Consider the following 12,607-nt stretch of genomic DNA (forward strand, 5'->3'; position numbering starts at 1 on the left):
GCCCGTCCGCGTCGCCGTACGGGCCCGTGCATTCCTCTCTCCGGCGGAGGCGCCTGACGGGGCCGGTCCGGCTGGAAACGTTCACCGGTCGTGAGGCCCGGGTCATGAGGCGCGCAAGGTGGGGCGGCGGGCCCAGGTGATCCATCGCCACAGCCACTCGATCGGTCCCTGGCGGTAGCGGTTGAGCCAGAGCGTGGACCACGTCCACTGGACGGCGAGGATGATGCCCGCGATCGTCAGGACCGTGGCCGTGGACCACTCATGCGGGACCCCGCCCACCAGCCGGGCGGCGGCCAGGACGAGCACGGTGGCGGTCAGGTAGTTGGTCAGCGCCATCCGCCCCAGCGGCGCGAAGACGGTCTCCAGTACGGGCCGCAGCGGCGTCCTGAGCAGCACGAGCATCCCGCAGACGTACGCGCCCGCGATCAGCAGACCCGCCAGTGTCAGAGTGAGGGTGAGCCGCACCTCCCCGACCTGCAGCCACACCACGGGTACCGCGAGTACGGCGAGGAGGAGGCCGAGCGTCGCGGGAACCCGGGTGGAGCGCTCGATCCGGTCGGTCACCCCGTACCGGGTCAGCGCGGAGCCCAGCAGGAAAAGCCCCGGCACCAGCGAGAACGGCCCGGCGGCCAGGGCAAGCGCCCCGGCGAGGAGCACGACCGCGAGCCCCGCCACCGCCCACCGGGGCAACCAGGTCGAGGGCAGCAGCACCACCAGCCCGACGAGGGCGTAGACGGCCAGGATGTCGCCCTCCCAGAGCAGCAGATGGTGCGCCAGCCCCATCGCGAGCAGGGCCAGCAGCCTGCGCGTCAGCAGGAGCCGAGGCCGGGCGGTTCGCTCCCCGGCCGAGTTCAGCAACAGCGAGAACCCGACGCCGAACAGCAGCGAGAAGATCGGATAGAAGCGCTGGTCGACGAACAGGCCTGGCCAGGCGTCCGCGGGACTCGCCTGCCCTTCCAAGACGACCGTCCTGCCCGCGTTGGCGATCGGCTGGACGTTGGCCAGCAGGATCCCGCACAGCGCGAACCCGCGGATCACGTCCAGCGCCGCGATCCGCGGGCGTCGTTGACGAAGTTCGTGTGACATGGGGCCCCATCCTGCGAGCGCGACCCGCTCGTCACATCGGCGGAAAGCAGGGGCGGAACAGTACTTTCGGCCGGTACCGGCCATGCGGTACCCCTCCTAGCCTGGGACACCGTGCAGGCTCCCGATCGGCTCAAGGCGCCGGCCGACGTCGGGCTCGGCATCGTGTTCGCGGCGGCCGTCGCCTTCCAGGCGTACCGGATCGCCGACAGCTGGGGCGCGGGTCATTGGCCGTTCGGCGCGCTCGCCGGCGCGTCGGTGTGCGCGTTCGCCCTGCTCCGCCGCCGCGACCCGTTCTGGACCACCGTCGCGGGCCTGACCGTGGCGGCGCTCGCCGTTCTCACCGCCCGGCTCGTCCAGCTGCCCGCCGAACCCGGCCCCGCCGCGTCCCTTGGTCTGGCGGTGCTCGCCGGCTCCGCGGCCAGGACACTCCCCGCCCGTACGGCCTGCGGCCTCGCCGTCGCGGGACTGGCCGTGGTGGCGGGCGGTCTGCTGGCCCACCCCGGCTCGGCCGTACCGGTGCTGGGCGGCCTGGCCTGGCTCGCCGCCCTGGCGATCGGGCTGACCTCCCGGCTGTTCGCCGCCCGCCACCGCGCCGTCGCCCGGCGGGTACGGCGTGCCGAACGGCTTGAGCTGGCCAGGGAACTGCACGACGTCGCCGCCCACCACATCACCAGCATCGTGCTCCAGGCCCAGGCCGCCCGGCTCGTCACCCGTAAGCACCCGGAGCGGACGGCGGGCTCCCTCGCCGGCATCGAGGCTGCGGGCTCCGAGGTCCTGGCCGCCACCCGCCGCGTGGTCGGTCTCCTGCGTGACGGCGCTCCCGTCCCCGCCGGTCACGAACGGCTCGATGAGCTGGTCGAGGGCTTCGAGAGCCATGTGGGGCGGATACGCCTCCGGCTGGAGGCCGAGCCGTCCGGCTGGCCGCCCGAGGTGAGCGGCACTGTGTACCGGGTCGTACGGGAGTCGCTGACCAACGTCGCCCGGCACGCCCGGCACGCCGGCGCGGTCACCGTCGACATCACCCAGGACGAGCGGGCCGTCACGGTCGAGGTCGCGGACGACGCCCCACGGGTGCCCGCCCGCCGTCGTCGTCGCGCCGGGTACGGCCTCACCGGGATGCGCGAGCGCCTCGAAGCCCTCGGCGGCACCCTGACCGCCGGTCCCCGCCCCGGATCCGGCTGGTCCGTCCGTGCCACCGTTCCCACCGGCGAACGCCGATGACGCCGCCCGCGCTCTCACGGAGGCGCCGATGACCATCCGGGTGCTGCTGGCCGACGACCAGGCGATGGTCCGGGCCAGTCTGCGGATCATCCTCGAGGACCAGCCCGGCATCACCGTGGTCGCCGAGGCGCGCGACGGTGTCGAGGCGATTGAGCAGGCCCGCAGGACACGCCCGGACGTGTGCCTCGTGGACATCCAGATGCCCCGCCTCGACGGGATCGAGGTGGCCCGCGCGCTGGCCGAGGCCCCGCCCAGGGTGGTCATGGTCACCACGTTCGACCTGGACGAGTACGTCTACGGCGCGTTGCGCTGCGGCGCGGCGGGGTTCGTGCTGAAGGACGCCGGTCCGTCCCTGCTGGTCGAGGCGGTGCGGGCCGCGTACGCGGGGGACGCGCTCGTCTCACCGTCGATCACACTGCGGCTGCTGCGTCACCTCGCCGCCCACGGAACCCGGGCCACGACCCGTGTACCCTCCGCGCGTTCCCTGACCGCGCGGGAGATCGAGGTCGTCCAGGCGATCGCCAGGGGGCACACCAACCAGGAGATCGCCGACGAGCTGTTCATCACGCTGAGCACGGTCAAGGGGCACGTGTCGGGGATCCAGGCCAAGCTCGGCGTACGCAACCGGGTAGGGATCTTGGCCTGGGCCTGGGAGAACCACATGATGGACCCGGAATGACGTTCTCCGGTGTCAGAGGCGACTACCGGAAACGTGGTGCGCGGCAAGGACCCGTCGGCCGCCGCCCTCATCCTCAGGGAGCGATCAGAACCGGAGTCCCCAGAGGCATTCCCGCCAGCACCTTGAGAGCGCGAGCAGGCACCCTGACGCAGCCGTGCGTGACCGCCTTGCCGAACACCTTCCGGTCCGGCCAGCCGTGGAAGGCGACCGTTCCGGGACCGCCGCCGAAGGTGTCGAGCGTCGGCGAGTGCGTGCCGAGCGGCAGGATCAACGGGCTGTAGGTCTTCTCCTTCGGCGACATCAGGGCCAGCAGGAAGGTCCTGCCCGTCGGGGTGGGCGTCTCAGGGCCGCCGACGGCCACCGTCCAGGTGCCGAGCTTCTTGCTCGCGTTCATCACGGTCAGCTGCTTGGCGCCCAGCTTCACGATGGCGCGGTAGCGGCTGCGCGCCTTCTTCAGGCCCTTGGCCTTGATCCAGCCGGTCACGTGGTTGGGCTTGCTGGGCAGGAGCACGCGGTACCAGCCCTTGCGCGTCTCCACTACCGGTACCCAGGTCTGGCTGCCGAGCTGCTTCGCCGGGAGGGTGGCCGCGGGCTTGCCGCCGGGCAGGGCGTAGACGGCCACCGTGCGTGCGGGGTGGACCACTACGCCGCTCAGCTTGCCGTACGTGTCGGTGTCCTGCGGGAGGCCGCTCAACTCCGTGAACGTGGTGGCCTCGGGGAGCGCGGTCGCCGTGACCGAGGCGCCGGCGGCGAGGGTGACGGGCGACGCGGCGACGCCGGCGGGGGTCGAGGCGACGAGGCTCATGGCGACGAGCGCGGTGCCGATGAGTCGGCGGGGGGCGTCAAGCGGCACGATCGGCTCCTGAGGTTCTATGACACATGCGACACGAACGCGTAACCATCTGGCCCCGCTGGATAACGGTTTGGAACGTTTGAAGGCCTCTGGCCAGCGAATGTGACATTTTTACACAAATGAGCCTAGTGAGGCTCAAGCTCTCTCATACACCTCGAGGTGCGGTCGTGACACCCCCCAGACTCCCTTCAATCCGTCGCTGGGCAGCGGCGATGCTCATGCTCGCGGTGGCAGCGCTCGCGGTGCTCACCATCTCCAATACGGCCTCGGCTGGAGCGGTCCAGAGGAAGGCGCCCGGCGACAACGGTGACGTCAAGGTCCACAAGTGGACGACGCCGGAGGACGACCAGCGCAACGAGCCGAAGGTCTGCGTGTTCTATCTGGTCGGGTTCAACTTCGACGCGGTCGAGAAGGTGAGCTGGGAGATCAAGTCCTGGCCGCCCACGGGCGACAAGACCACGGTGAAGAGCGGCGCCCTCGTGCTCGATGGGAACGGGCATGGCCGTACCGTCGACATGACCCTGCCGAACGGGCACTACAAGCTGTTCTGGACCTTCGCGGGGGAGCACGGCGCGGCCAAGCAGAAGGTGTTCTGGGTCGAGTGTGAGCCCACCCCGACCCCGACCCCGAGCAGCACCCCGACTTCGACGCCCACGCCGACGCCGAGTAACACCCCGACTTCGACGCCGACCTCCACTCCCACTCCCACGCCGACTTCGACGCCCACGCCGACGCCGAGCAGCACCCCGACTTCGACCCCGACTTCGACGCCGACGGTGACCCCCACTCCCACGCGGACGCCCACCTCGAAGCCGACGCGGACGCCCACTTCGAAGCCGACGCCGACCCCCACGCCGACCCCCACGGTGACCCCCACCCACCCCGGTAAGGATGATCACGGGTCGGTGATCCACGACTGGACCAAGTGGGACGAGAACATCACGCAGACGCAGGGCGAGCCCACGCCCAAGCCCGCCCCCACCCCGACGCCGGTGAAGACCAACGTCCCGGTCACCGGCTGACAAGCGACACCGAACAACGGAGGGCCCGGATCAGCGCGATCCGGGCCCTCCGTCTTCTTCTCGGCTCCAGGCGAGATGCGCGGCGGATCCACGAGCATCCCCCCACGTCGCGAAGGAACAACGAACCGAGCTCGCCGCCGATGATCCGGTGATCGAAGGACGGTGCCGGTGTGGTCACCTTCCATGACGCGCCGGCTGTCCTTGCGCCTTCGGGGGTCACATCGGTGAGAGAGACCGGTCTACCGGGCTCCCCGGTGTCAGATGCGGCGGAGCCGTACGCGGCGGACGGAGTGGTTGGCGCCCTTGTGCAGCACCAGGCCGGCGCGGCCCCGGGTGGGGGCGATGTTCTCCAGCAGGTTGCGCTCGTTGATGTCGCGCCAGACGTCCTTGGCGAACGCGGTCGCCTCCTCGTAGGACATCTCGGCGAGGTGCCTGAAGTAGGACTTGGGGTCCTCGAAGGCCGTACGGCGCAGCTTGTGGAAACGGTCGATGTACCAGTCACGGATGTGCTCGACCTTGGCGTCCACGTAGATGGAGAAGTCGAAGTAGTCGTTGACCGCGAGGGCGGTCGGCGGGGCGGGTTGCAGGACGTTGAGGCCCTCGACGATGAGGATGTCGGGCCGGTGCACGGTCTGGGCCGCGCCGGGCACGATGTCGTATTCGAGGTGGCTGTAGACCGGGGCGCTGACCTCGGGCAGACCGGCTTTGACGTCGGCGACGAACCTCACCAGGGCCCGCCGGTCGTAGCTCTCCGGGAAGCCCTTCCTGTGCATGATGTCCCGCTCGGCGAGGACCGCGTTCGGGTACAGGAAGCTGTCGGTGGTGATGAGCTCGACACTGGGGTGCTCGGGCCACCGGGCCAGCAGGGTGTGCAGGAGCCTGGCGGTGGTCGACTTGCCGACCGCGACGCTTCCGGCGATGCCCAGGATGTACGGCGAGGGCCGCTGCCCCGCGCCGAGGAAGGTGTTGACGGCCGCGCCGCGCTGCCTGGCCCCGGTGAAGTGCAGGTTGAGCAGCCGGGTGAGCGGCAGGTAGATGTCCGTGACCTCGGCCAGGTCGATCGGATCGTCGACGCCGCGCAACTCCTCCAGCTCGTCCTCGGTGAGCGTCAGTGGCGTGTTCTTACGGAGTTCGCCCCACTGCGCCCGGCTCAGCTCGACGTACGGCGTCGCGTCCCAACCGTTGGCCATAGTCCCGAAGCCTACTGATCGGTCAAAAGTGCCTCTCGGTGGGGACGGCTTTGTCCGATGCCCGGCAGGATCCCTGAGCGTCAGGGCAGGTTCTCCCTAGGCTCGTTGCTCGGTTTTTCCCATGGACAAGAGGGGGTTCCATGTGCGGCATCGTGGGATATGTCGGCAGACGGCAGGCCGTCGACGTGGTCGTCGAGGGGCTGGGGCGGCTGGAGTACCGGGGCTATGACTCCTCGGGGATCGCGCTCGTCGGGACCGACGGGGAGCTCACCGTGGAGAAGCGGGCGGGCAAGCTGGTCAACCTGCGTTCCATGCTGGCCGAACGGCCCGCGCCCCCCGCGACGACCGGGATCGGGCACACCCGGTGGGCCACCCACGGCGCGCCGACCGATCGCAACGCCCATCCGCACACCGACTGCTACGACCGGATCGCGGTCATCCACAACGGCATCATCGAGAACTTCGCCGAGTTGCGGGCCGAACTGGAGAACAACGGGCACAAGATCGACTCGGACACCGACACCGAGGTGGTGGCGCACCTGCTGGAGGAGTCGGCGGAGCTGGGACTGGCCGAGGCGATGCGCCGGACGTGCAGGCGTCTGCAGGGGGCGTTCACGCTGCTGGCCGTCTCGGTGGACGAGCCGGACACGGTGGTCGGCGCCCGGCGCAACTCGCCGCTGGTGGTCGGGCGGGGAGAGGGGGAGAACTTCCTCGGCTCCGATGTGGCGGCCTTCATCGCCTACACGCGGGAGGCGATCGAGCTCGGCCAGGACCAGGTGGTCAGGCTACGGGCGTCGGAGATCACGATCACCGACTTCGACGGCGCTCCCGCCCCGACGCGTAACTACCACGTGAACTGGGACGCCTCGGCGGCGGAGAAGGGCGGCTACGACCACTTCATGCTCAAGGAGATCGCCGAGCAGCCGCGCGCGGTCGCGGACACGCTGCTCGGCAGGGTCGGGGCCGATGGGCTGCTGACGCTGGACGAGATGCGGCTGTCCGACCAGGAACTGCGGGATATCAATAAGATCATCGTGGTCGCGTGCGGTACCTCCTATCACGCTGGACTCATCGCGAAATATGCCATCGAGCATTGGGCGGGTATCCCGTGCGAGGTCGAGCTGGCCAGTGAGTTCCGCTATCGGGACCCGATCCTCACCCTCGACACGCTGATCGTCGTGATCAGCCAGTCCGGTGAGACGATGGACACGCTGATGGCCGTACGGCACGCCCGCGAGCAACGCTCCCGGGTGCTGGCCATCTGCAACGTGAACGGCTCCACGATCCCGCGCGAATCCGACGCCGTCCTCTACACCCACGCGGGGCCGGAGATCGCCGTCGCCTCGACGAAGGCGTTCCTCACCCAGCTGGTGGCCTGCTATCTCGTGGCGCTCTATCTCGCCCAGGTCAGGGGGACCAAGTTCGGCGACGAGATCTCCCAGATCATCGCCGGGCTGTGGGAGATGCCGTCGCGGATCGAGGAGGTGCTCCAGACGATGGAGCCCGTCCGTGAGCTGGCCCGCTCGCTGGCCGGTGAGCGCTGCGTGCTCTTCCTCGGCCGCCACGTGGGCTTCCCCGTCGCGCTCGAAGGGGCGCTGAAGCTCAAGGAGCTGGCCTACATGCACGCCGAGGGGTTCGCGGCCGGGGAGCTCAAACACGGTCCGATCGCTCTGATCGAGACGGGACTCCCCGTCGTGGTCGTGGTGCCGTCGCCCACGGGCCAGCGGGTGACCCACGAGAAGATCGTCTCCAACATCCAGGAGATCCGGGCGAGGGGGGCCAAGACCGTCGTCGTCGCCGAGGAGGGCGACACCGCGGTCGAGCGTTACGCCGACACGCTGATTCGCGTTCCCGCGGTGCCGACCCTGCTCCAGCCGCTGGTCGCCACGGTGCCGCTGCAGGTGTTCGCCTGTGAGCTGGCAACGGCCAAGGGGCACGACGTCGACCAGCCGCGCAACCTGGCCAAGTCGGTCACGGTGGAGTAGGGAGCGTCTCGTCGGAGGAGGGGGACGAGGGAGAGGACGTGGTGGGAGCGGGGACGGTGCCGGGAACGGAAACGGGGGCGGGGTCTTGGGCGGGACCGGGGCCTTGGGTGTGTCCGGGATCCTGGGTGTGTCCGGGATCCTGGGCGTGTTCGGGGTCCTCGGTGGGGGCGGAGCCGGGATCGGGGCCGGGATCGGAGGTGGAGGCTTGACCGGGGGAAGCCGGGGGAGAGGGAGTGCCCACGGTGATCGCCCACGCTCTGGTGCCCACGATGAAAGCCCCGATCCACAGGACCGGGGTCAGGACGTAAAGCGCCAGATCCACCCCTTCCGGCACGGGACCCATGGTCCACCAGTAGCAGTTGTAGGCGGAGACCAGACTGCCGGTGGCCAGCACGTGGGCGGATCGGGACCTGGTGGCGAGCACCGCCGCGACGGCGTCCGCGGGGACGGCGGGAATGGGCCGCGAGCGGAGCGAACGGATCAGCAACAGTGAGCCGATCGACACCGCGACGCTCAGGATGGTCGAGGAGACGTCCACGAACACCTCGCCGGGTACGCCCCGGGACAGGACGCCGCCGAGCTTGGCCATCAGGCTCAGTACGCTCAGCGCGACCCCGGCGTACAGGAATCGGGTGGCGAGCGGGGACAGGAGCCGTGGCCGCGAACCGGTCCGCGCGCCGGGGCCGGTCGGATGGCGGGCGCCGAGCACCAGTTCGGCGCCCAGCACGCCCAGGAACCAGCCGGTGAACGGGTCGAGCAGGGCGTACACCAGCTGCGGCCCGGCTATCTCCGGGAAGTAGAAAAGGGCATAGGGGAAGGCGATCCCGGCCGCCAGTCCCGCCGACCGCCACATCCGGGTGAGCCGTAGGTAGTGCCGGACGAACGGCTCGCCCGCCGGAGTGATCGACAACGCCTGGCGCCGAGCGAACGGGGCGAGACGGTGCGGATGAACCTCGCCGGACCAGCACAGGGCCGCGACGACCGTCAGCACGACGGCGATGGCTAATGTGACCAAGTTCACATCCTGTGGCGGGGAGGGATCTTGGAGCCACCCTAGCTGCTCTGTTTCCCGCCGCGGGGCGCGATTCCACAGCCTGTGGATAACGTCTATGGATTGCCGGGGCATAAAAGAGGGAAGAGGGCCGACCGGTCAGATGGGGCGATCGGTCGCCGATGAGATGCGCCCTGCCGGGGCTGAGTGTATGGGCATCACGGGCGGCCGGACACGGTGCCATGGGCGGCCGATCACGGTGTCCTGGGCGGCCCGATCACGGTGTCCTGGGCGGCCCGGACACGGTGTCGTGGGCGGCCCGGACACGGCGGGGTCTGCGGCGCGCCGATGTTCCGCGGTGAAGAGGTGTGGTCATCGCAACTAACCTGAAGCCGTGATCGTGGGTATCGGGGTCGACGTTGTGGACGTGGCCCGGTTCGAGGCGACGCTGGAACGGACCCCCGCACTGCGGGCCCGGCTGTTCACCGAGGCTGAGCGTGGGCTGGCCGTACGGTCCCTGGCGGCGCGGTTCGCGGCGAAAGAGGCCGTCGCCAAGGCACTCGGCGCGCCTCCCGGGCTGGCCCATCTCGACGCCGAGGTGCGCACCGGCGAGTACGGCAGGCCCGAGCTGCACGTCAGCGGCCGGGTCGCCGAGGTCGCCGCGACACTTGGCGTGACCCGGTGGCACGTGTCGCTGACACACGACGGAGGCGTGGCCGTCGCCTACGTGATCGCCGAAAGCTGATCCCACAGCTGTGATCGCGAACCTCTGCTGTGAAGGGGCGTCCGTGCAGCGGTGATCGTGGGTGTTGGGCGTTTGGTGGGGTGGGTGCCGGTGGTTTTCGGGGTGCGCGCCGTTCGTGGGCGCCGATGAGGTCTGTGTCACCGCTCGCCGTACCGGCGCCGTGGAAGGACAGGCACGGGCGGTGGTGTGGGTGGTGGCGTTGAGGTTGCGGATCGGGCGGTGGTGTGTGCGGGGATCAGGAGGCGATGTCGGGGACGGGGGCGGGGAGTCGGGGTTTGGACGTGGGGGTGTGCGCAGGGATCGGGAGGCAGTGTCGGGGGTGGGGGTGGGGGTGGTGTCGGGGTGTCGGGTTGAGGGTCGGGTGGTGGTGTGTGTGGGGACGGGGAGGTGGTGTCGGGTTGAAGGTCGGGTGGTGGTGTGTGTGGGGACTGGGAGGCGGTGTCGGGGTTTGGACGTGGGGAGTGGTGTCGGGTTGAGGGTCGGGTGGTGGTGTGTGTGGATAGGGAGGCGGTGTCGGGGTTCGGGGGCGGGAGTGGTGTTGGGGTGTCGGGGTTTGGACGTGGGTTGAGGGGCGGGTGATGGTGTGTGCGGGGTGGAGGGGGTGGGGTTGGGGGTGGGAAGTGGTGGGGGTTCGGGGTGCCGGAGCGGGGGGTGATGATCGGCTCGGGATACCGTCGAACCATGTTGACCGCATACACCTCCGATCAGATCAGGGCGGCAGAGGCGACGCTGATGGCGAAGCTGCCCGAAGGCACTCTCATGGGCAGGGCCGCCACCGGACTCGCCGTGACCTGCGCCGCGATGCTCGACGGTGTGTACGGCTCGCGCGTGGTGCTGCTGGTCGGCGCGGGTGACAACGGGGGAGACGCGCTCTACGCCGGAGCGCGCCTGGCGGCCAGGGGCGCCCGGGTCGACGCGATCCTGGCCGGGTCCCGGGTGCACGGGGCCGGCCTGGCCGCGCTGCGGCGGGAGGGAGGCCGCGTGACGGACATTCGCGCCACGTCCGTGAGCGCCACCGCTGCGGCCCCCGTCTCCCGGGACGGAGAGGCCGCCTCCTTGAAGGTCGCGCGCGAGAACGGGGAGGCGGCGCGTTCGGGGAACGGAGCCGGTGGTGGGGAGGGAACCCACCCGGGGGACGGGGCAGGAAACGGGAAGAGCGCGCATCGGGGGAGTGTGCCCGGAGACGGGGAGACCGCTCGTCCGGGGGGCGTTCCACGGGCGAAGGACGGCTGGGGGGAGACGGTACGCGCGCTCGTCCGGGCGGCGGACCTCGTCGTGGACGGCCTGGTCGGCATCGGGGGGAAGGGGGCACTGCGCGAGCCGTACGCGACCCTGGCGGAACTGGCCGGCGAGACGTCCGGCGCGGTCGTCGCGGTGGACGTGCCGAGCGGGGTCGACGCCGCCGACGGGCAGGTGGACGGGCGCGCGGTCAGGGCGGATGTCACGGTCACCTTCGGCGCCTACAAGGCAGGGCTGCTCGTCACTCCGGGCGCGCAGCACGCGGGCCGGATCGAGTTCGTCGACATCGGGCTGGGGCCGTACCTTCCGGATCCCGCGCTGACCGCGCTGACCGGCACCGACGTGGCGTCGATGCTGCCCAGGCCCGACGCCCGCTCCGACAAGTACCGCAGGGGCGTGGTCGGCATCGCCGCGGGAAGCCACCGTTACACCGGCGCCGCGGTGCTGGCCGTCGGCGGGGCGATCAGGGCGGGGGCGGGCATGGTCCGCTATGCGGGGGTCGCCGAGCCGGTGGCGCAGGTGCGGGCCCGCTGGCCGGAGGCCGTGATCACGGAGCTGGAGCCGGGACAGGGGATCGAGGAGGTCGGCCGGGTGCAGGCGTGGGTGCTCGGGCCGGGACTCGGCACCGGCCCCGAAGCCCTGGCGCTCGCCCGTTCGGTGCTGGCCAGTGACGTCCCCGTGCTCGTCGACGCCGACGCGCTGACGCTGGCCGCCCAGGACGGGTCGCTGTTGCGCCGGGAGGCGCCGGTGCTGGTCACCCCGCACGCGGGGGAACTGTCGCGCCTGCTGGAGGTGCCCAGGGAGCGCATCGAGGCCCGCGGCGTCGAGCACGTACGGCGGGCCGCGTCCGAACTGGGGGTGACCGTGCTGCTCAAGGGGGCGACCACGCTGGTCGCCGAGGACGGGATGCCGGTCCGGGTCAACCTCACCGGCAGTTCATGGCTGGCCACCGCGGGCACCGGCGACGTGCTGGCCGGGCTCACCGGCGCGTTGCTGGCCGCGGGGCTCGGCACGTACGACGCCGCCTCGTGCGCGGCCCATCTGCACGGGCTCGCCGGGGCGGACGGCCCGCTGTCCGCGTGGGACGTCCTGGAAGCCGTCCCCGACGCCATGAGGTCGGTCGCGAGCCGTCCGCCGAGTCGCCACTGACGGGCCGCCACTGACGGGCCGTCGTGACGGAGCGCCGTGACGGGGTGCCGCCGACGGGGCCGGGGAACCGGCGGGACCGAGGAGAGGTACGGCGGGCGTCGCGGAGCGGAAGGGTGGGGTCGGCGAAGAGCACCGGGAGGGCACCGGAGGAAGCGGGCTGGTCCTTCCACCGGGTCCTTCCGCCGGGTGTCGAGGAGAGGCCGAGCGGTTCCGCAGGGAAGGTCAGGGGGAGGCCGGGCGGTTCCGCCGGGGGGTCAGGGGGAGGCCGGGCGGTTCCGCAGGAAGGTCGGGGAGAGGTCGCCGGGCGGTTCCATCGGAGGGCGTCGAAGGAGCGGGTGAGCCCTTCCGGGGTGTCGGAAGGAGACGGGCGGGTTCTTCCGGCGGGTGCCGGAGGGGAGGCAGGAGGGTTCTCCGGCGGAGGTCAAGGGAGCCGGGGAGGTTTTTCCG

At 70.9% G+C, this 12,607-nt stretch carries 10 protein-coding genes; 6 read left to right on the forward strand and 4 right to left on the reverse strand.

From position 1 onward, the window contains the following. Window positions 1-102 precede the first annotated feature (102 nt). Window positions 103-1,086, reverse strand: coding sequence for a DUF418 domain-containing protein (locus tag AB0N02_RS03130; RefSeq protein WP_363941984.1), 984 nt, complete (start codon window positions 1,084-1,086; stop codon window positions 103-105). A gap of 111 nt (window positions 1,087-1,197) precedes the next feature. Between AB0N02_RS03130 and AB0N02_RS03135 the strand changes: the two genes are divergently transcribed. Beyond that, window positions 1,198-2,307 carry a histidine kinase gene (locus tag AB0N02_RS03135; RefSeq protein WP_363941987.1) on the forward strand — a complete coding sequence of 370 codons (1,110 nt, stop codon included), beginning with the start codon at window positions 1,198-1,200 and terminating at the stop codon, window positions 2,305-2,307. A gap of 28 nt (window positions 2,308-2,335) precedes the next feature. Further along, window positions 2,336-2,986 carry a response regulator transcription factor gene (locus AB0N02_RS03140; protein ID WP_363941988.1) on the forward strand — a complete coding sequence of 217 codons (651 nt, stop codon included), beginning with the start codon at window positions 2,336-2,338 and terminating at the stop codon, window positions 2,984-2,986. A gap of 73 nt (window positions 2,987-3,059) precedes the next feature. On the opposite strand, the gene AB0N02_RS03145 is transcribed toward AB0N02_RS03140, so the two are convergent. After that, window positions 3,060-3,839, reverse strand: coding sequence for a L,D-transpeptidase (locus AB0N02_RS03145; RefSeq protein WP_363941991.1), 780 nt, complete (start codon window positions 3,837-3,839; stop codon window positions 3,060-3,062). A 218-nt stretch (window positions 3,840-4,057) separates the two neighbouring features. Here AB0N02_RS03145 and AB0N02_RS03150 point away from each other — a divergent pair, with 218 nt between their 5' ends. After that, on the forward strand, window positions 4,058-4,861 hold the full coding sequence (locus AB0N02_RS03150; protein WP_363941993.1) for a hypothetical protein: 804 nt from the start codon (window positions 4,058-4,060) through the stop codon (window positions 4,859-4,861). A gap of 257 nt (window positions 4,862-5,118) precedes the next feature. On the opposite strand, the gene coaA is transcribed toward AB0N02_RS03150, so the two are convergent. Beyond that, window positions 5,119-6,051, reverse strand: a complete 933-nt coding sequence (coaA, locus tag AB0N02_RS03155) for a type I pantothenate kinase (RefSeq protein WP_363941996.1) — start codon at window positions 6,049-6,051, stop codon at window positions 5,119-5,121. A 140-nt stretch (window positions 6,052-6,191) separates the two neighbouring features. Between coaA and glmS the strand changes: the two genes are divergently transcribed. Continuing rightward, window positions 6,192-8,036: a glutamine--fructose-6-phosphate transaminase (isomerizing) gene (gene glmS / locus AB0N02_RS03160; protein ID WP_363941998.1), complete on the forward strand. Its 1,845-nt coding sequence runs from the start codon at window positions 6,192-6,194 to the stop codon at window positions 8,034-8,036. Here the strand turns inward: glmS and AB0N02_RS03165 are convergent. Beyond that, complete coding sequence (locus tag AB0N02_RS03165; RefSeq protein ID WP_363942001.1) at window positions 8,023-9,051, reverse strand: hypothetical protein; 1,029 nt, start codon at window positions 9,049-9,051, stop codon at window positions 8,023-8,025. The two genes, glmS and AB0N02_RS03165, sit on opposite strands and share 14 nt — an antisense overlap. A gap of 370 nt (window positions 9,052-9,421) precedes the next feature. On the opposite strand from AB0N02_RS03165, the gene AB0N02_RS03170 reads away from it, so the two are divergent. Both AB0N02_RS03170 and AB0N02_RS03175 read left to right on the forward strand, forming a co-directional pair. Next, window positions 9,422-9,772 carry a holo-ACP synthase gene (locus AB0N02_RS03170; RefSeq protein ID WP_363942003.1) on the forward strand — a complete coding sequence of 117 codons (351 nt, stop codon included), beginning with the start codon at window positions 9,422-9,424 and terminating at the stop codon, window positions 9,770-9,772. Window positions 9,773-10,453: 681 nt separating this feature from the next. Then, a complete protein-coding gene (locus AB0N02_RS03175; RefSeq protein ID WP_363942006.1) occupies window positions 10,454-12,160 on the forward strand; it encodes an NAD(P)H-hydrate dehydratase in 1,707 nt (568 codons plus the stop codon). Window positions 12,161-12,607 lie beyond the last annotated feature (447 nt).

This window comes from Streptosporangium sp. NPDC051022, assembly GCF_040683035.1.
GTDB lineage: Bacteria > Actinomycetota > Actinomycetes > Streptosporangiales > Streptosporangiaceae > Streptosporangium.